This window comes from Paraburkholderia strydomiana (assembly GCF_046030495.1).
GTDB lineage: Bacteria > Pseudomonadota > Gammaproteobacteria > Burkholderiales > Burkholderiaceae > Paraburkholderia > Paraburkholderia strydomiana_A.
Genome location: NZ_JAQQCJ010000025.1, coordinates 40494 through 59823, shown reverse-complemented (window position 1 = coordinate 59823; position 19330 = coordinate 40494). Strand labels below are relative to the sequence as shown.

The window sequence follows — 19330 nt, the reverse complement described above, 5'->3', positions numbered from 1 at the left end:
TTAGAATTGAAGGCCCGGCGAGACGCTCGCGGGCATTTGCAGTTGCGCGCTTTCGACGGACGCCATCGGGTACGCGCAGTAGTCGGCGGCATAGAACGCACTCGGCCGGTGATTGCCCGAGCGGCCCGGGCCGCCGAACGGTGCACCCGACGACGCGCCATTGGTCGGCCGGTTCCAGTTGACGATGCCCGCGCGGATGGTGCGCTGGAAATGCGTCCACAGCGCTTCGTCGTCGGCGAGCAGGCCCGCGGAGAGGCCGAACTCGGTGTCGTTGGCTTTGTCCAGCGCTTCGTCGAAACCGCTGTAGCGGACGATCTGCGCGAGCGGGCCGAAGTGCTCCTCGTCGGGCAGATCCTTCACGTTCGTCACGTCGAGAATCGCCGGCGTGACGAAGCCGAGTTGCGGATCGCGCTGCGCCATTTTCAGCAGCGCTTGAGCGCCATCGGCGAGCAGTCGCTCCTGCGCCGCCACGAGCCGCGACGCCGCGCGCGCCGAGATCACCGCGCCCATGAACGGCTGCGGATCGGCGTTATATTCACCGACGCTGATGCGCGAGGTGACATCCACGAGGCGTTCGACGAAGCGCTCGCCGAACGCGTCGTCCGGCACGAAGATACGGCGCGCGCACGTGCAGCGCTGCCCCGCCGACAGAAACGCCGATTGAATCGTGTGATGCACGGCGGCGTCGAGATCGGCCACCGGGCCGATCACGAGCGGATTGTTGCCGCCCATCTCCAGCGCCAGCACGATCTCCGGCCGGCCGCCGAACTGTTTGTGCAGCAATGTTCCGGTATCCGAACTACCGGTGAAGAAGAGCCCGTCGATCTGCCGGTGATTCGCGAGCGCAATGCCGGTGTCCTTCTCGCCCTGCACGAGATTCAGCACGCCGGCGGGCAAGCCCGCGTCGCGCCAGGTCTGCACGGTGAGCGCGGCCACGCCGGGCGCGAGTTCGGACGGCTTGAACACGACCGCGTTGCCCGCGATCAGCGCCGGCACGATATGCCCGTTCGGCAAGTGGCCCGGAAAGTTATACGGCCCGAACACGGCCACCACGCCATGCGGGCGATGCCGCAACACGGCCGCGCCGTCGGCCATCGCCGAGCGCTTCTCGCCGGTACGCTCGCTGTACGACTGAATCGAGATCTCGACCTTCGCGGCCATCGACGCCGCTTCGGTGCGCGCTTCCCACAGCGGCTTGCCGGTTTCGCGGCCGATCGCTTCGGCAAGCGCTTCCTTGCGTTCGGTCACGAGCGCGGCGAAGCGGCGCACCACACCGCAACGTTCGTCGAGGCTCAACGCCGACCACGCCGCGAAGCCGCGGCGCGCGCTGCGCACGGCCCGATCGACGTCGTCCGCCGATGCGCTGTTGCCTTCCCACACCGTCGCGCCCGTACCCGGGTTGCGCGACGCGAATGCGGGTCCAGTGCCGGCGGCCCATTCGCCGTCGATGAAAAGCTCGCTCATGATCATCCTTGTTTGTGTTTCTGCGGCAGCACCCTCACCAGGTCGCCGGCCTTGACGTCGAGCGCGGCGGCCTCTGTCGCGCTCAGTCGGAACACGCCGTCCTGCGGCACGCCCGCCACCACGCCGACACGAAAATCGCCCAGCGAGGTATTCGACACCATCGATTTCGGCCCATCCTGCGGCGCGTGCGCGGGCGCATCGGCGATCTCGGCCGGCACCAGCACGCTCTCGCGCACCGTGCGCAAGTCGGCGATGTGGCATTCGAGCACCGGACCCGCGTCGAAGATATCGACGTGATTCTCGTAACGCAGGCCTTCCGCTTCGAGCATGCGTCGCGCGGGAATCGTGTCGCTATGCGTGAGGCCGACGCATTGCTGCGCCTCCTGCGGCAACAGTTCGACATACACCGGATAGCGCGGCATCAGCTCGGCGAGAAACGCCTTGCGGCCATGCGAGCTCAGATAATCCGCCGCGTTGAAATCGATCTGATAGAAATGCGAGCCGACCGCGCGCCAGAACGGCGAGGTGCCTTCCGCGTCGAAGTGGCCGCGCAGTTCCGCGCACAGACGCTGCGGAAAACGCTCGCGAAACTGCGCGAGAAACATGAAGCGCGAGCGCGACAGCAGGCCGCCCACCCCGCTCGTGCGATAGCGCGGACTCAGGAACAGCGAACACACTTCCGCATAACCGGTCAGGTCGTGCGAGATGTTCAGCGCGCTCATGCGCGTCCAGATGCCGAGGTCCTGGCTCGCGTGCACCACCGTGCTCACGCGATAGTTGTAGAACGGCTGCTGCAGGCCGACCGCCGTTTCGATACCGCAGACACCCGCCACGTCGCCGGTGTCCGTATCTTCCATCACGAAGAAGTAGCCGGCCTCGTGCGGCTCGGCCTTGTCTTCCATCGTGCGGCGCGCACGTTCGACACGCGCCGCCAGCGCATCGCGGTCGGGCTTGAACGTGGTGAGGCCGGGGCCGGTTTCCTGCGCGAGCCGCATCAGCGCGTCCACATCGCCTCGTTGCACAACGCGAACGACGATCATTGCGCCTCTCCCGAATGTTCATCCTGATGCGGCGCATGCAGTGGCACGCAACGCACCGCATCGCCCTCCTGCACGCCGAGCGCCGCGCGCGCCGCATGCGACAACGGCGCACCCGCGTCCTTGCCCGCGGCCAGTTCGCCGAGCACGCAGCGGAATTCGCCGTCGGCGCCGTTATGCGCGATCAAATACGTCGCAGCGTTCGGCGCGGCGGCAGCCGACTCGTGGACCACCCGCGTCTCATTGCGCGTCACGCTGACGCTGCGATCCACCTGCGCGGTCAACACCGGCCCCGCGTCGAAAATGTCGATGAAGCGGTCCGTCTCGAAGCCCTCTTCCTGGTGAATCTCATACGCGAGCAAGGCCTTCGAATCCGGCTCGCCGAGCACGCGCTGCGCCGCTGCCGGCAGCAGGGGCACGTACACGGGATAAGTCGGCATCACTTCGGCGATAAAAGTGCGGCTGCGGCCACCCGATTCAATTTCGATGTCGGCGAAATCGCGGCCGAAGAACTTGCGCCCCACCGCTTCCCAGAACGGCGACACGCCGTTCTCGTCGGTGACGCCGAGCAGCAGCGAGAACACCTCGGGCGTGAAGCGCCGGCGATTGGCCGCGATGTACATCATCCGCGCGCGCGACATCAGATGCGCGGCGGGCTCGCCGCGCAGCGACGGGTCGATGTAATAGCCCGCAAGCCGGCTCTTGCCGGTCAGTTCATGCGACATGGTCAGCGCGTGAATCTTGCGGTTCACGTGCAGCTCGCGCGACGCATGAATCAGCGCGTCGTTGCGAAACGCGTAGAACGGGTCCGAATAACCGGCCGCGGCCACGATGCTCGCAGTGCCCATCAGCTTGCCGCTTTCGCTGTCTTCGAGCACGAACAGATAGAACTCCTCGCCCGGAAAATCGACATGCGCGCGAAACGAGTCTTCCGACAAGGCGACGCGCGCTTCGAGCGCGCGCCGGTCGTGCGGCAACGAATGCAGCACCGGTTGCGCGGTGCGCGCCATATGTTCGAGCGCGTCGAGATCGGCCAGGCGGCCTGGACGTACGAAGAGCATCATCGATCCTGTTGAATGTGACGCATGGTGCGGTGCTTGAGCCGGATCATCAGCGCGCTGGCGTGAATCAACGCGCCGCCGCTTGCGCGTTCGCGCCGACGATTTCGCCGAAGGCCTTCGTCAGGCGTTCGAAGCCTTCGCTCATGTCCTCGAGCGGCATGATCAGCGACGGCACGAAACGCAGCACGTCGGGACCGGCCATCAGCATGATCACGCCGTGCTGGCCGGCTGCCGTGACGAAGTCTTTCGCGCGGCCCTTGAACGCGTCGGTCAGTTCCGCGCCGATCAGCAGGCCCTTGCCGCGCACTTCCGTGAAGAGGCCAAAGCGCTCGTGCATTTTCGCGAGGTGGCCCTTCAGCGCTTCGCCGCGCGCACGCACGCCTTCGAGCAGCTTCGGATCGCTGACCAGCTCGACCACTTTCTCGGCGATCGCCGAGCCGAGCGGATTGCCGCCGTAGGTCGTGCCGTGCACGCCGACCTTGAAATGCGCGGCCAGTTCGGCGGTGGTCAGCATCGCGCCGATCGGGAAACCGTTGCCGAGCGCCTTGGCGGTGGTCAGGATGTCCGGCGTGACGCCGGTGTCCTGATACGCGTAGAAGTAGCCGCTGCGGCCCACGCCCGTTTGCACCTCGTCGAAAATCAGCAGCGCGCCGTGCTGATCGCAGGCTTCGCGCAGCGCCTTGAGAAAGGCCGGATCGGCGGGAATCACGCCGCCCTCGCCCTGGATCGGCTCGACGATCACCGCGCAGGTCTGCGCGCCGATCGCTTTCTTCGCGGCTTCGATGTCGTTGTAAGGCAAGTGGGTGATGCCGGCCGGCACCGGGCCGAAGCCTTCCGAGTACTTCGGCTGCCCGCCCACGCTCACCGTGAAGAACGTGCGGCCATGAAACGACTGCGTGAACGAAATGATCTCGGCCTTCTTTGCGCCGTAACGGTCGAACGCGACGCGGCGCGCGAGCTTCAGCGCCGCCTCGTTCGCTTCCGCGCCCGAATTGGCGAAGAACGCGCGGTCCGCGAAGGTCAGGTCTTCGAGACGTTTGGCCAGACGCAGCACCGGCTCGTTGGTATAGCCATTGCCGATATGCCACAGCTTGCCGCCCTGCTCGTGCAACACCTTGAGCAACTCAGGATGTGCATGACCGAGCGCGGTGACGGCGATCCCGCCGGCGAAGTCGATATAGTCGCGGCCTTGCGTATCCCAAACGCGTGAGCCGAGACCACGATCCGGCACGAAGGCGGCGGGCGAAAACACCGGCACCATGACTTCGTCGAAGGTCTTGCGTGTCACTGTCAGGTCGTTCATGGCAAATCCTCGTTACAGGTGAGAGGTAATACAGGTAGTGTAGGAAACCGCACGCGATACGTCTTGCGCATACGCGACGTTTTCTATGACGTTCCGCGCGCCCGGCGAGCTTCGATGCGCTCCGCCGTCCGGGCCGCTGCGCTTCAATCCGCCAGATCCGGCCGCTCGATCAGCGCGGCCGGCCGCGGTTCGCTGGCCGCGGCGCCGCTCGCGCCGGTCTGTTTGTCGATCCAGTTGCGACGATCGTCCCGCGGTGTGACACCAAAGCGTTCGCGATACGCATTGGAAAAATGCGCCGCCGACGAAAACCCGCACGCGAGACTGATCTGCACCACCGACTTGCTGGTGCGCTGCAATTGCGTGCGCGCTTTGGACAGGCGCAGCCCCAGGTAGTATTTGGACGGCATCGAGCCGAGATACTGGCGAAACAGCCGCTCCAGCTGCCGCCGCGAGACGCCCACGAGAGCGGCGATTTCATCGGTGGTGAGCGGGTCTTCGATATTCGCTTCCATCAGCAGCAGTGCATCGTTCAGACGTGGATGACGCTCGCCCGGCGCGGTCACGAACGGAATGCGCTGACGCTCTTCGCCCGCGCGCAACACGCCCACGCCAAGCGCGTCGGCGATCCGGTCGGCGAGTTCGGGGCCGTGCTCACGGCCGATCATCGCCAGCATGAAATCGACGGTCGCCTGACCGCCCGCGCAGGTGGCGCGATCGCGGTCGATTTCGAAGATCTGCTGGGTGACGATCGAGCGTTCAAACTGCTCGGAGAACTGCTGATAGGTTTCCCAATTCACGCTCACGCGATAGCCGGACAACTGCCCGGCCATCGCGAGCCACCACACGCCGTGGTGAATGCCGGTGACGAGCGGCGTGCGCTGGCCGACGCGCGAGAGGCTCGCGAGAAAGAGCCGATAGTCGGCGAATTGCTGAAACCGTTCGCTGACGATGATCAGCCAGTCGCACGCGATCGCGTCGCCGAACGCGGCATCGGCCGGCCATTGCGCGCCGCCCGCGAGCGACACCGCGCGGCCGTCCCACGAACACACCTGCACGCGGTACAGCGCACGGCCGTCGATTTCATTGGCAAGGTTGAGCGCGTCGACGATCGGCCCGACACCCGACATCGACACGGGCGGTAAGGCGACGATGGCGACCTGCGTGGTGCGAGCCGGGCTGGACGATCGAGCCATCGCTAATCAGTAAAACGCGAGCGCGGGCCGCGCGTTACTTCAGGCTGCCGGACAGGAACTGCTTGAGCCGTTCGCTGCGCGGCGCGGTGAGCACCTCGGCGGGCAGCCCCTCTTCTTCGGTGCGGCCCTGGTGCAGGAACATCACGTGATTCGACACATTGCGCGCGAAACCCATCTCATGCGTGACGACAATCATCGTGCGGCCTTCCTCGGCGAGCTTCTGCATGACCTTCAACACTTCGCCGACCAGTTCGGGGTCGAGTGCGGAGGTGGGCTCGTCGAACAGCATCACGTCGGGGTTCATCGCCAGTGCGCGCGCAATCGCCACGCGCTGCTGCTGGCCGCCCGACAGATGCGACGGATACTGTTTTTCCAGTCGCGGCGCGAGACCGACCTTCTCGAGATATTCGCGCGCGCGCTCTTCCGCTTCGCGACGCGACATGCCGAGCACGTGAATCGGCGCTTCGACGATGTTCTCGATCACGTTCATGTGCGCCCACAAGTTGAAGTGCTGGAACACCATCGCGAGCTTCGTGCGGATACGCTGCAGCTGCTTGTGATCGGCGACTTCGAGATTGCCGGCACGATCGGTCTTGGTCTTGACCGCTTCGCCGTCGACGACGATCTGCCCTGCGTTGGGCCGTTCGAGAAAATTGATGCAGCGCAGAAAGGTGCTCTTGCCCGACCCGCTCGCGCCGATGATGCTGATCACGTCACCCTTGTTCGCGTTGAGCGACACGCCCTTGAGCACTTCGTTGTCGCCGTAGCGCTTGTGGATGTCCTGTACGGCGAGCTTGCAAGCTTCGGTCTGCGTGGTGTGGAGCAAGATGCTCTCCCTGTGAATATACGAATCGATCTGTGACGGCGCCAATGCGGCGGCGCCGGTGCCAACTGCGCGCGCTCAGTGCGTGCGCACCGCCAGGTAAGCCAGCCAGTGACGCTCGGCGCGGCGAAACAGCGCCACCAGCGCAAACGACACGATCAGGTACAGCAGCGCCGCGAGGCCGAATGCGTTGAACGACTGGTAGGTGGCCGAGTTCGCATCGCGCGCCACCTTCAGGATGTCCGGCACGGTGGCCGTGAACGCGACCGTGGTGGCGTGCAGCATCAGGATCACTTCGTTACTGTACAACGGTAGCGCCCGGCGCAGCGCGGACGGTATCACAATGCGCCGGTACATCGTGAACCAGCTCATGCCGTACGCGCGAGCCGCTTCCACTTCGCCATGCGAGGTCGAACGGATCGCACCGGCGAAAATCTCCGTCGTGTACGCGCAGGTGTTCAACGCGAACGCGAGAATCGCGCAGTGAAAGCCGCTGCGGAAGAACGCGTCGAGCAGGCTGTGCGAGCGCACGAACGCGAGGCTATAGATGCCGGTGTAGATCAGCAGCAACTGCACGTAGAGCGGCGTGCCGCGAAACACGTAGGTGTAGAGGCGAACCGGCGTCGAGAGCCAGCGCTTTTTCGACACGCGCGCGACCGCGAGCGGAATCGACACGACGAAGCCGATGCCGATCGACGCCACCAGCAGCCACAGCGTGACCGCGAGACCCGAGATGCGCTGGCCGTCCCAGAACAGGAACGCGCGCCAGAATTGATTGATGATGTCGATCATGTCGCTCAGAGCTCCGCGTGGCGCACGCCGATCGAATAGCGCCGGCCCAGCCAGATCAGCACGAGATTCGATACGGTGGTGATCGCCAGATAGATCAGCGCGGCGATCAGGATGAAGAAGAACATGTTGAAGGTGCTCTTGCCCGCGTCCTGCGCGGCCTTGACCACGTCGGCGAGACCGATGATCGACACCAGCGCCGTCGCCTTGACCAGCACCTGCCAGTTGTTGCCGATGCCGGGCAGCGCGAAGCGCATCATCTGCGGGAACAGGATGCGCGTGAACACCCGTACGCCGCTCATGCCGTACGCGCTGCCGGCTTCGAGCTGGCCGCGCGGCACCGCCAGAAACGCGCCGCGGAAGGTCTCGGTGAAATACGCGCCGTAGATGAAGCCGAGCGTCAGCACGCCGGCCACGAACGGGTCGATGTCGAACTGCTGCAGATTGAGCGCATCCGTGAGATCGTTGACCGCGATCTGGATGCTGTAGAACAGCAGCAGCATCAGCACGAGATCGGGCACCGAGCGGATCAGCGTCGTATAGCCGGTCGCCAGCGCCCGCAGCGGGCGATTGAACGAGAGTTTTGCCGCTGCACCCGCGAGGCCGAGCAGCACGGCGGCCGCCAGCGACAGGACGGACAGCTCGATCGTCTGGATCGTGCCGGCCAGCAACACCGGACCAAAGCCGTATAGGAACACGCGTGTCTCCATCCAGGTTTATTGAGGTTGTCGCGGACGGCGTCGGCCTCGCGGCCTGCCCGACTCATCCGGCATGGCGCGGAGTCTCGCAAGCGGAAATCAATTTCTCAAATAGAGGGTGCGCATCTTGCTGCAACGCAACAAAACGCGTCTGGGCGCGGCGAAATGCCGGTAGCGCTTGGTTTTGCAGGAGATATGCGTTTGTAATGTGCGGCGCGGGCGGCGGGCGCCGCCGCGATTTAGCAAGTTTCGGGTCGCTTTTTCGATAGACCGCGCGCGGGCGTGGCAATCGGTGAAATTCTGGCGGCTGACAGATGAATGACTCATATATGAATCATAAGAGCACTTCGTGATTCATATATGAGTTATCGATTGATTTTTCGAAGCCGCGTGCCATAATGACTCACAAACGAGTCACGAAGGCCCTTCGTGATTCATATACGAGTCAATTAGCCCATTCATGCCCCTCCGCGCCACTCGTCCCGCCTCGCGCTACAGCCTCGAGGCCGCACGCCTGCTAGGCCAACTAATCCGTCGCACGCGGCTTGAACGAAAGATCACCGTGGCGCAGTTGGCCGAGCGCGCCGGTCTGTCCCGCAGTCTCGTACAGCGAATCGAAAAAGGCGATCTATCGTGTTCGATCGGCGCGGTGTTCGAAGCCGCGGCAGTCGTCGGCGTACGCCTGTTCGATGCAGATTCGTCGACGCTGGCAGCCGCCCTCCAGGCCAACGCGGAGATACTGACGCTGCTGCCGCGGGCCGTGCGCGCACCTCGCATCGAAACGAAAGATGACTTCTGACTCCGCCTATAAAGAAGCCTTTGTCTGGGTCTGGTTGCCCGGTGCGACCGAGCCCGTAGTCGCTGGCCGGCTCGCTGCCGCGGGCGATCAGATTCTGTTCAACTACGGCCAGAGCTACCTGGCGCGCGAAACCGCGATCCCGCTCTATGCGCCCGAGCTACCGCTGCAGCGCGGCGCGCTGCCGCTGGCCAACGGCCTGTCGATGCCGGGCAGCATCCGCGACGCGGCGCCGGACGCGTGGGGCCGGCGCGTAATCATCAATCGCAAGCTCGGCGCACGTGGGACCGAGATCGACACTGGCGAGCTCGACGAAATGACCTATCTGCTGGAGTCCGGCTCGGATCGCATCGGCGCGCTCGACTTCCAGTTGTCGCCGACGGAATACGTGCCACGCGAGACGGCCACCGCGTCCTTCAGCGATCTGTTGAATGCCGTCGCGAGCGTCGAGCGCGGGGTGCCGCTGAGTCCCGATCTGGAGCGCGCGCTATTTCACGGCAGCTCGATTGGCGGTGCGCGCCCCAAAGCGATGATCACCACGCACAACCGCAAATTCATCGCGAAGTTTTCTTCCCAGAGCGACGTCTACAGCGTCGTAAAGGCCGAATACATTGCGATGCGCCTCGCGTCCGGAGTCGGCATCCACGCCGCGCCGGTGACGCTCAAGCAGGTCGGCGGCAAGGACGTGCTGCTCATAGAACGGTTCGACCGCGTGCGCGCCACGCAAGGCTGGCAGCGCCGCGCGATGGTCTCGGCGCTGACGCTGTTCGCACTCGACGAAATGATGGCGCGCTATGCGAGCTACGAAGACTTCGCCACGCTGATCCGCCATCGTTTCAGCGATCCACGAGCCACGCTCAAGGAGCTTTTCGCCCGCATGCTGTTCAACGTGCTGTGCGGCAACACCGACGACCATGCACGCAATCATGCGGCCTACTGGAACGGTCACGAGCTGGCGCTGACACCGGCCTACGACATCTGTCCGCAAGCGCGGGCGGGTAACGAGGCCACCCAGGCCATGCTTATCGTCGGCAATGAGCGGCTCAGCCGGATCGATACATGTTTGAAAGCGGCGCCGCTATTCCTGCTGTCCAACGACGATGCGATGGCGCTGGCCCAGCATCAGATCGAAATAATCCGCGATAACTGGCTCCCTATCTGCGCCGAGGCGCAACTCGGTGACGTCGACCGGAATCTGATGTGGCGGCGCCAGTTTCTTAATCCGTTTGCCTTCGAAGGCGCGCCGCCGGAACTGGCAGCGCTGGTTCAGTAGCATCGAGGCGAACCCGCGCCGGCCCGCAAGCCGCCCCCCCTTAATCCATCCCCAGCCGTGCCCGAATCGCCGGCAGCATGTATTCGACCGCCGCGCGCCCTTCCTCGATCGCCGGCGCCGCGCGGTGAAAATCGAAAATGCCCATTCCGCCCAGCCGCGGCTGAATCAGGATGTCCGCCGGTTCGCCGGCAAGGCGGCTGCGCGAAATCCGCACCTGCATGATGTCGATGCTTTGCGCAATCGAACTCAGCATCGACGGCACGCGCGCGCTCGGCGCGGGCGCCACGCGCACGTCGTCGGTGGCGCTGGCGTCGGCGGGCGCCAGCCAGCGCGGCCAGGGCTTGCCGTTGCGGCGCAGCGCGCCGGGCGCCGGCGCGTCCGGATCGAGCGAAGGCGTTTCGACCACCGCGCCGCCGAAGTCGCGGCCGTTCAGAATGTCGTTGTTCAGGTCGACCGCAATCACACAGTCCGCGCGCATGCCGCGCGCCACCGAGACCGGCACCGGATTGCTCAGGCCGCCGTCCACCAGCCACACGCCGTTGTGCCGCACCGGCGTGAAGATGCCGGGAATCGCAATCGACGCACGCACCGAATCGATCGTGCTGCCCTCCTGCAGCCAGATTTCCCGCCCCGTATCGAGCTCCGTGGCAACCGCGGCGAACGGCAGGTTCAACTCCCCGATCGAACGGCCGTTGAATTTGTCCGCGAATAGCTGGATCACCTTGCGCCCGCCGAGCAGACCGCCCGAGATGCGCAAATCGAGCAGACGCACCACGGTCTGCCACGTGAGCCGCGCGACCCACTCTTCGAGCCAGTCGAGGTCGCCGTTCGCGTACACGGCGCCCACCAGCGCGCCGATCGACGTGCCGCACACCACGTCGGGCTTGATGCCCGCGTCATGCAACGCGCGGATCGCCCCGATATGCGCCCAGCCGCGCGCGGCACCACCTCCCAACACCAGCCCGATCCGGCTGTATCGACGTCGACGTATCATTGTTCTCACCCCGCTTCATTTCTTCTATCGCCCTCGTATCACGTCCGAGCGCGAGGTCGTGTACACCTTCAGATTCCGGTCGAAGTGCACGTTGAAAATCCCTTCCTGGGTCACGCCGCCCTCGCGCCACTTCCAGCTCCACACGGTCTCCGGCTTCAGCGGAAATACCGCGACCTCGCCGGGCTTGCCGAGCAATCGGCGCACTTCGTCCTCGCTCATGCCCATGCGGATCTTCGCGAAGCTGGCCGCCGTCAGCACCTGCGTAATGGCCTGCAGCTTGCCGTCACGGTCGATGTCGACCATGTACGTGTTCAGTCCTTGCGGGCCGCGCGGATATTCGAAGCGCTTCGAGCCATCGGTGAAGGTGCGCTCGGTTTCCGGCTTGCCCATCTGGTCGCGGATCTGCGCTTCGGTCGTGACACCCGGCGTCATGTTCCTGAGCAGCAACGCATCGGGTTTGACGGCATTGAAGAAATCTTTGAGTTTTTGCACGGCGTAGTCGCTCTGTCGATCGTCGCAGCCGGTGAGTGCGACGCACGTGGCCAACATCGCGACGGTAAGCAGTTTCAGGCTCACGGCGAATTCCCTGTACGGATGCGCTGTCAAGACGCGCGTTCCGGTATGTAGTGCCTCCCAAGGGGACTTCCTTCGGAGCGAGCTACAGGATAACCGCACCCGGCGCAAACCGCGAGCGAGGTCGACACGGCGGCACGTGGCCGTCGTGCATGCAAAGTCGATTGAATACCGGGAATTCGCGCGAGTCTGCGCGGCGCATCGCAAAAGCGCGACGAAAGCGCGGCACGGGGGTGGCACGGGGGGCACGGAAGCGGCGGGTGCCGTGGCGAACTGAAAGCAGCAGTGCGCGTCTCATCGCGGACAAGCACGACACCGCGTCGCCACAAGCAAAAAGGCGACGCCAGAAAAGCGTCGCCAGGTCGGTCGAGACAGTCAACCGGAAGTGAAAGCGGCCACTGGCCGCCAGATACGAGGCACCGCGGACGACGCGCAGCGGTCCGGTTCCGTCGAAGCGGTGGGCAACCTTGGCTGCACACCTTGCGCCATCGCCGGAATGGCAAACCGCTGCTTGTTTGGCCGCCCTGGTCCCTCGATAAGCCTTCCAAGTGCAGATAATCTAATCGCATTGGACGGTTTAGACGAGAGCGCGTTTACACCGAATCGGCAGATGATTTACGCGCCGCCTGCGAGTGGCGCAGGACACGGCGTCATCGCCCGCCCGACGTTCATGCTCACACTCCCGCCGGCCGCATCAAGGCAAGGGGAAGCTGCGGTCGAAACTCGTGCGCACGTCCAGATGCGCACGAATCACGTTGGCGGCTTCGTAGGTATCGGCGGTGCGTTGCTGCGCGCTGACGACGCTGTCGTCGATCGTCACGGGATGCACCTGGCCGCGCTGATAGACCGTCTTCAGCACGTCGACCGGCAGGCCGGTCACGCGCGACTGCATCGCCGCGACTTCGTCGGGATGCGACAGCGCCCAGCGCTGGCCGAGCGCCACGCGCCGCAGGAAGTCGGCGAGTTGCGCGCGCTTGTCGGCGATCGCGCGATCCGTCGCGACCTGGTAGCTGAGCCCTTCCGACAGACCGACGCCATTCGCGATGATGCGGTCGTGATCGCGCGCTTCGCCCAATGCCGTGTACGGATCCCACACCGACCACGCGTCGACGCTGCCCGACGCGAGCGCTGCCTTGGCGTCGGCGGGCGCGAGAAATACGAAGGTGACCTCGCTCACGGGCACGTTGGCCTTCTTCAACGCGGCAAGCGCGAGATAGTGGCCGATCGAGCCGCGTGTCGTCGCGATACGCTTGCCCTTCAAACTCGCCGCGTCGTTGAGCGGCGAATTCGCACCGACGACGATCGCGAGATCCAGCGGCGTCGAGCGCGTCGCAGCCACGGCCCGCACCCGGGCTCCCGCTGCCAGCGCGAACACGAGCGGCGCATCGCCGAGCCCGCCGACATCGACCGCGCCCGCGTTCAACGCTTCACCGAGCGGTTGCGCAGCCGGAAAGTTGAACCATTCGATCCTGTACGGCAGGTCTTTCAACTGGCCCGACGCTTCGAGAATGCCGCGCGTTTGCAAGGACTGGTCGCCGACTTTCAGCACCGGCAGATCGGCCGCGTGAGCGGGCGTGGCGCACAGCAGCGCTGCCATCGTCAGCGTGACGGCGCCAAGCGGTGCGGACCACGCACGCTTCGAAACAGAGAGGATGTCGAACGAAAAACGCAGAGTCGTCATGGCGATGCTTGCCCGATGGCATGAAGTGATTTGCCATCGACGATAAGGGACGCCTCTGTATAAGACAAACGCATTATTCTTCTAAGCAAATATGCGAATTTTCTTCGGCACCGATGCGTGCGAACGCGGTGCGGCGGGTATCATCGAACGCATTCTTTTTGCGCTCTCGTCCCGGCACCGTTCATCATGAAGATCGACGAAATCGACGCCTACGTCACCGTCATTCGCTGCCAGTCGCTGCAACAGGCGGCGCTCGCGCTCGGCCTCACTCAACCGGCGATCACGCGACGTCTGCAGAATTTCGAAGAGGCGCTCGGCGTCGAACTGCTCGATCGCAATACGCGGCCGCTCAAGGCGACGGCCACCGGCCGTATCGTCTATGAGCAGTGCCGCGTGATCCAGCGCGAACTCGACGTGCTGCGCGGCCTCGTCGCCACCGGCACGCCGCCCGCCGGCACCTTGCGCGTGGGCGTCGCGCAAACCATCGCCGATGTCGCGCTGAGCGACGCGATCCGCGATCTGAAGGCGGCCTACCCCGATCTGCAGGCGCGCGCATCCACCGGCTGGGGCAGCCGGTTGCTGCAACGGCTCGAACAGGGCGAGCTCGACGCCGCCGCGATCCTGCTGCCCGCCAACAAGACCTTCGACGACACCTTATCCGCACGCTCGCTCGGCCGCATCAAACTCGCCGTGGTCGCACAGAAAGGCATGCTGAAAAAGTGCCCGCATACGCTCGCCGGCTGTCAATCGGTCGGCTGGGTGTTGAATCCCGATGGCTGCGGCTTTCGCGACGGACTGCAACGCGCGCTGACAGGCCTGGGCCTCACGCTCAGGCTCAATCTGGAAACGCCCGGCACCGAGTTGCAACTGCAACTGGTGGCGGGCGGCAACGGGCTCGGCCTCGTGCCGCTACCGCTGCTGCACGCGAGCGCGCACGCCGACGCACTCGACATCGTCTCGCTCAGCGACTTCAAGCCGCTGATCGACATCTGGCTCGTGCAGCCGCGCGTACTCGGCAAGCTGCAACAGCCGGTCGAGCAATTCGGCGCGCTCATCGAGCGAGCGTTCAAGGAGACACGCAAGCAGCGCGCGGCGTGAACCGTACGCTGCCTGCCCCGCATCCGTCGGACTCAAATCAGATCCGAGTCAAAGCACGCGAAACCCATGCGTGCCATCGCGTCCCAACTGCGCGACGAGTCCATACTCCCACTCCAGATACGCGTTCATCGCTTCGTGGGCGTTATCGGTGCCTTCATACGGGCGCCGGTAACGATCGATGCGCGGCGACGCCATGCGCGTCTCGCCGCTTTCGAGTGGAAAGCCCGCTTCGATCCACGCCGCCGTGCCGCCGGTGAGCACCTGCACCGGACGGCCCGTCAGCGCCGCCAGTTCAGGCGCGGCAAAGCGTGCAAGCTGGCTGCTGCCGCAGGTCACGACATAGCGTTGCGCATCCGGCAATTTGCGCACCGCCGTATCGAGCATGCCGCGAATCGCGAAGCACGCGCCCGGAATGTGGCGCTTCACATAGTTCGCGCTGGTCGTGAAATCGAGTACGACCGTGCCCGGCGACTGCAGCAGCGTGCGCAGCTCGGCTGGCATGATTTCATCCGCCTCGGGCGGCGTGGGAGCGAGACGCGCGGGCGGCGCCGCGCCCTTCTCGGCAAAGTCGGCAGCGCTCAGACCGTCGACCACGTATACCTCGACGTTCATCTGCGCGAGCCACGACGCGCTCATATTCGCGCGCACGCCGTCGTTATCCGCGAGAATCACGCGCGCGCCGCGCACCGGCGCGAACATGTCGGTTTCCTGCACCAGCTGGCCGCCCGGCGCGCTGCGAAAGCCGGGCACGTGGCCCGCTTCGTATTCCTCCGGCGTGCGCACGTCGAAGCGATACACGCTGCGCACCGCCTCGTCGGCCCAGCGGCGCGCTTCGTCGCGCGAGGTGCGGCCCACCTTCGCGCGATCCGCGACCGCGCGCGCGGCATCAGCGGCGGCCAGACGCACCGCGTCTTCGACGATCGGCTCGAGGCGGCGCGAACTGCCGTGCGCGAGCGCCTGCCCCGCCAGCGTCCAGCCGATCGTGCCATTGCGCAGCGCCGCGACCGGATTCGGCACCCCCGCATTGATCAACGACTGCGCGCCGATGATGCTGCGTGTGCGCCCCGCGCAATTGACGATGATCCGCGTGGCCGGGTTCGGTGCGAGTTGCCGTGCGCGCAGCACCAGTTCGGCACCCGGCACGCTGATGCTGCCGGGGATGTTCATGGTCTGATATTCGTCGAAGCGGCGTGCGTCGAGCACCACCACGTCGGCTTCATGATCGAGCAGTGCCTGCACCTGCGGCGCGGGCAGCGACGGCGTGTGGCGCACGCTTTCCACCAGTTCGCCGAACGCCTTGCTCGGCGCGTTGACGTCCTGAAACAGTTCGCCGCCGGCTTCGCGCCAGCCTTGCAGACCGCCTTCGAGCAAGGCGACGTCGGTATAGCCGAGTTCGGTCAGGCGCCGCGCGGCGCGTTCGGCGAGGCCTTCGCCCGCATCGAACACGACGATCGGCAGCGCCACGCGCGGCAGCCGCGCCGGCGCGTCCAGTTCGAGCCGCGACAGCGGCAGGTTGGCGGCAAACAACGGATGACTGCGTGCGTGCGGATCTTCCTCACGCACGTCGACAAGTGCAATTTCTTCACGGGCGATGAGCGCGCCGCGCACGTCTTCAAATGATCGGGTACGGAATTCGTTGATGACACTCATGGGGTAAGAAACTCCTTCGAGACATTCCAGATATTCGGCAACACGTCGTTCGAGTAACCTGAGATGAAAGTCTTACGGCCCGCGTCGCCGGTGTAGACCGAGCGCGTCACCGCGCCAATGTTTCCACCGTACACGTGAATGCTGATCGACGCACGGTCGCCAAAAGCATTGCTCACGCGATGAATGTCGCCGATACGCGGCGACACCGCGTCCACGGCACCTTGTTCGAGGCGCTGCGGCGCACCGTGTTCGGTCAGCGCGCCGTCCTCGCGGACACGATAAGCCTGAGCAATTTCCGCGCCCCGTAGCACGCCGATCAAACCCCAGACGGTGTGATCGTGCACGGGCGTCGCCTGCCCGGGTCCCCACACAAAACTGACGATTGAGAAACGCTGTTGCGAGTCCGCGTGCAACAGGAATTGCTGGTATCGCTCGGGATGGGGCTGCGCGAATGCATCGGGCAGCCAGTCGTCGTGCGCGATCAGTTCGCGCAATGCGGCAGCGCCGGCTTCGAGCAGATGCGCTTCCTTGCGGGCGTCGTTTTGTAACGCGTCGCGAGCTTCGTGGTTCGCGTCGTCATGCGCGGCTTCGTCGACAAGCGACGCGATCCGGCCGACGAACGCGCGCAGCCGGTCCGGCCTCAACATCTGGGTCATGGATGGGTTGGAAAAAAGATAGGTTCGAATCAGGCGCTCATGCAATCCGCGCGAGCGCCGCGACGCAGACGCCGGTTCATCGCTGCACGCCGTTCGCGCAGCGCGGCGTGCGCGAAGCGAGCGGCGCCCGCCGATCCGCGTGCGATCCGCGTGCGATCGGCGCCGCGAGCCGCAAGCGTGCGCCGTCGTTGAAAAAGCGCTCAGGTGAGGACGTCAGGCTCCGCTTCCACGAGCCCTTCCAGCAGGCTCTGGAATGCAAACAGCGCACCGCCCGGGCGGCCCACCTGCTCGTGCGTGAGCGCGGCGACGTCGTGCGCAATCGGTTGCGGGGCGCCCGCGGCTTCGGCGAGCAGTTGCGCATGGCACGCGTTGTCGAGCGCGATATACCACCAGGCCGCCGCTTCGACGCTCGGGCCCGCCGTGAGGATGCCGTGGTTCTTCAGGATCACCGCCTTGCGCTCGCCGAGCGCTGCCGCGATCCGCGCACCCTCCTGCGTGTCGAGCACGACGCCGCGAAAATCGTCGAACAGCGCATGGTCCTGATAGAACGCGCACGAATCCTGAGTCAGCGGATCGAGCGTGCGGCCGAGCGTCGACCACGCCTTGCCGTACAGCGAATGCGTGTGCGCCGCCGCCACCACGTCGGGACGCGCCTCGTGGATCGCCGCGTGAATCGCGAAGGCCGCCTGATTCAACGGGCCTTCTCCGACCACGATCTCGCCCTCGGCATTCACCAGCAGCAGGTCGGATACGCGGATACGGCTGAAATGCTTGCCGAACGGATTGACCCAGAAGTGGTCGGGCCACTCCGGGTCGCGCGCGGTGATATGGCCGGCGAGCCCCTGATCGAAGCCATAGCGCGCAAACAGGCGAAACGCGACGGCCAGCCGTTCCTGCCGATGACGGCGTTCGGCCGCGACGCTCTCGCGCGGCGGCACGTCGTCGAACCAGAACTTGCGCAGCGGCGCGTGACGCACGAGCGTCGGCGGCTCGGCTGCGCGCGGGGAGTCGAATGCGGCGGGAGAGAGATCGGTCACGCGCGCCTCCGTTCAGGCCGCCGCGCGCTCGACGCGCGCGATGCGTTCACGGGTCGCGGGAATCAGCGCGCGGCCGTACTCGATCGCGTCTTCCAACGGATCGAAGCCGCGCACGAGGAACGTCGACACACCGAGCGCGTGATACTCGGCGAGCGTATCGGCGACCTGTTCCGCCGTGCCGACCAGTGCGGTCGAATTCGAGCGTCCGCCGATTTCGCGCGCGATGCCGGTCCACAAGCGCTCGTCGGCACGATCCGACTCACCCGATGCCGCGAGCAGACGCCGCGCGCCTTCGCTTTGCGCCGGACCGCCGACGCCGAGCCCCTGCGCCGCGCGCAGCCGCCGCGTTTCGGCGAGGATGTGCTCCGCGCGCTCCCACGCGGCGGCTTCCGTGGCCGCGAGAATCGGCCGGAACGATACCGAGAAGCGCACGCTGCGCCCGTGCTTCGCGGCCTGCTCGCGCACGCGGGCCACCTGCTCGCGCACCTGGGCTTTCGACTCGCCCCACAGCGCGTAGACATCCGCGTGACGGCCGGCGATTTCGAGCGCGGGCGCCGACGCCCCGCCGAAGTACACCGGAATATGCGGCTGCTGCACGGGCTTCACCTCGGAGAAGCCCTGTTCGAAGCGATAGTACTTGCCCGCGTGATCGAAGGGCTTCGTCTCGGTCCAGATGCGGCGCAGGATATGCAGGTATTCGTCGGTGCGCGCGTAGCGTTCGTCGTGCGACAGGTAATCGCCGTCGCGGCGCTGTTCGGCATCGTCGCCGCCGGAGATGATGTGCACCGCGAGGCGTCCGCCCGAGTAGTGATCGAGCGTCGCCAGCTGGCGCGCGGCGAGCGTCGGCGCGACAAAGCCCGGCCGGTGCGCGAGCATGAAGTGCACACGGCTCGTCACGCTCGCCGCATGAGCAACGGTCAGCAGCGCGTCGGGGCTGGTCGAATGATGCGGCACGAGAATGCGGTCGAAGCCCGCCGCTTCATGCGCGCGGGCGAATTGCTCCACGTAGCCGGTGTCGACTGCAGGACCTTGCGGCGCGTGAGTTTCAGACACCTTGCGGGTCTGGATCATACCGATGAATTCGATGGACACGTCGGTGTCTCCGTGAATGGTTGCCCGGCGGGGCGGCGGCGTGTTGCGCCGGCTGCGTGACGCTGTTTGAGGGGCCTAAGGTAGCAGCGCGACATGCGCTTGTTAAATATTG

Annotated in this window: 19 protein-coding genes; 3 read left to right on the top strand and 16 right to left on the bottom strand. The window is 65.4% G+C overall.

What is annotated here, in order from left to right; all coding sequences use genetic code 11:
* From astD to PQQ53_RS27295, 9 genes are all read right to left on the bottom strand, one after another.
* A complete protein-coding gene (gene astD, locus PQQ53_RS27335; RefSeq protein ID WP_408148758.1) occupies nt 1–1464 on the bottom strand; it encodes a succinylglutamate-semialdehyde dehydrogenase in 1464 nt (487 codons plus the stop codon).
* Between the two features lie 2 nt (nt 1465–1466).
* The gene (gene astA / locus PQQ53_RS27330; protein ID WP_408148761.1) at nt 1467–2504 is read right to left on the bottom strand and encodes an arginine N-succinyltransferase; all 1038 of its coding nucleotides are present in this window, start codon (nt 2502–2504) and stop codon (nt 1467–1469) included.
* Entirely contained in the window at nt 2501–3562 is a 1062-nt protein-coding gene (gene aruF, locus PQQ53_RS27325; RefSeq protein WP_408327567.1) for an arginine/ornithine succinyltransferase subunit alpha, read from the bottom strand. The genes astA and aruF overlap by 4 nt, the downstream gene beginning before the upstream one ends.
* 67 nt (nt 3563–3629) lie before the next feature.
* Complete coding sequence (locus tag PQQ53_RS27320; RefSeq protein ID WP_408148764.1) at nt 3630–4865, bottom strand: aspartate aminotransferase family protein; 1236 nt, start codon at nt 4863–4865, stop codon at nt 3630–3632.
* A gap of 143 nt (nt 4866–5008) precedes the next feature.
* Nucleotides 5009–6058, bottom strand: coding sequence for a GlxA family transcriptional regulator (locus tag PQQ53_RS27315; protein WP_408327513.1), 1050 nt, complete (start codon nt 6056–6058; stop codon nt 5009–5011).
* 34 nt (nt 6059–6092) lie between these two features.
* Nucleotides 6093–6884, bottom strand: coding sequence for an ABC transporter ATP-binding protein (locus PQQ53_RS27310; protein ID WP_168664476.1), 792 nt, complete (start codon nt 6882–6884; stop codon nt 6093–6095).
* Nucleotides 6885–6959: 75 nt separating this feature from the next.
* On the bottom strand, nt 6960–7673 hold the full coding sequence (locus PQQ53_RS27305) for an ABC transporter permease (protein ID WP_408148769.1): 714 nt from the start codon (nt 7671–7673) through the stop codon (nt 6960–6962).
* A gap of 5 nt (nt 7674–7678) precedes the next feature.
* Nucleotides 7679–8368 (bottom strand): ABC transporter permease, encoded by a 690-nt coding sequence (locus PQQ53_RS27300; RefSeq protein ID WP_408148771.1) that lies wholly within the window; start codon nt 8366–8368, stop codon nt 7679–7681.
* A 99-nt stretch (nt 8369–8467) separates the two neighbouring features.
* The gene (locus PQQ53_RS27295; protein WP_408154414.1) at nt 8468–8695 is read right to left on the bottom strand and encodes a hypothetical protein; all 228 of its coding nucleotides are present in this window, start codon (nt 8693–8695) and stop codon (nt 8468–8470) included.
* A 133-nt stretch (nt 8696–8828) separates the two neighbouring features.
* Between PQQ53_RS27295 and PQQ53_RS27290 the strand changes: the two genes are divergently transcribed.
* Nucleotides 8829–9167 carry a helix-turn-helix transcriptional regulator gene (locus tag PQQ53_RS27290; protein WP_408148774.1) on the top strand — a complete coding sequence of 113 codons (339 nt, stop codon included), beginning with the start codon at nt 8829–8831 and terminating at the stop codon, nt 9165–9167.
* On the top strand, nt 9157–10437 hold the full coding sequence (locus PQQ53_RS27285; protein WP_408327511.1) for a type II toxin-antitoxin system HipA family toxin: 1281 nt from the start codon (nt 9157–9159) through the stop codon (nt 10435–10437). The genes PQQ53_RS27290 and PQQ53_RS27285 overlap by 11 nt, the downstream gene beginning before the upstream one ends.
* A 40-nt stretch (nt 10438–10477) precedes the next feature.
* Here PQQ53_RS27285 and PQQ53_RS27280 read toward each other — a convergent pair whose 3' ends face one another.
* The 3 genes from PQQ53_RS27280 to PQQ53_RS27270 all read right to left on the bottom strand — a co-directional run bounded on the left by PQQ53_RS27280 (nt 10478) and on the right by PQQ53_RS27270 (nt 13601).
* Nucleotides 10478–11431, bottom strand: a complete 954-nt coding sequence (locus tag PQQ53_RS27280) for a patatin-like phospholipase family protein (protein ID WP_408148777.1) — start codon at nt 11429–11431, stop codon at nt 10478–10480.
* A gap of 24 nt (nt 11432–11455) precedes the next feature.
* Entirely contained in the window at nt 11456–12007 is a 552-nt protein-coding gene (locus PQQ53_RS35075) for a hypothetical protein (protein WP_459252114.1), read from the bottom strand.
* Between the two features lie 691 nt (nt 12008–12698).
* Entirely contained in the window at nt 12699–13601 is a 903-nt protein-coding gene (locus PQQ53_RS27270; RefSeq protein WP_408148854.1) for an ABC transporter substrate-binding protein, read from the bottom strand.
* Nucleotides 13602–13871: 270 nt separating this feature from the next.
* Here PQQ53_RS27270 and PQQ53_RS27265 point away from each other — a divergent pair, with 270 nt between their 5' ends.
* Nucleotides 13872–14783, top strand: coding sequence for a LysR family transcriptional regulator (locus PQQ53_RS27265; RefSeq protein WP_408154418.1), 912 nt, complete (start codon nt 13872–13874; stop codon nt 14781–14783).
* Nucleotides 14784–14831: 48 nt separating this feature from the next.
* Here the strand turns inward: PQQ53_RS27265 and PQQ53_RS27260 are convergent, their stop codons facing one another.
* The 4 genes from PQQ53_RS27260 to PQQ53_RS27245 all read right to left on the bottom strand — a co-directional run bounded on the left by PQQ53_RS27260 (nt 14832) and on the right by PQQ53_RS27245 (nt 19218).
* A complete protein-coding gene (locus PQQ53_RS27260; protein WP_408327509.1) occupies nt 14832–16433 on the bottom strand; it encodes a rhodanese-related sulfurtransferase in 1602 nt (533 codons plus the stop codon).
* Complete coding sequence (locus PQQ53_RS27255) at nt 16430–17089, bottom strand: cysteine dioxygenase family protein (RefSeq protein ID WP_408327508.1); 660 nt, start codon at nt 17087–17089, stop codon at nt 16430–16432. Before PQQ53_RS27255 ends, PQQ53_RS27260 begins: the two co-directional genes overlap by 4 nt.
* Before the next feature lie 200 nt (nt 17090–17289).
* Nucleotides 17290–18126, bottom strand: coding sequence for a class II aldolase/adducin family protein (locus tag PQQ53_RS27250; protein WP_408148785.1), 837 nt, complete (start codon nt 18124–18126; stop codon nt 17290–17292).
* Between the two features lie 12 nt (nt 18127–18138).
* A complete protein-coding gene (locus PQQ53_RS27245; RefSeq protein ID WP_408327506.1) occupies nt 18139–19218 on the bottom strand; it encodes an LLM class flavin-dependent oxidoreductase in 1080 nt (359 codons plus the stop codon).
* Between the last annotated feature and the right edge of the window lie 112 nt (nt 19219–19330).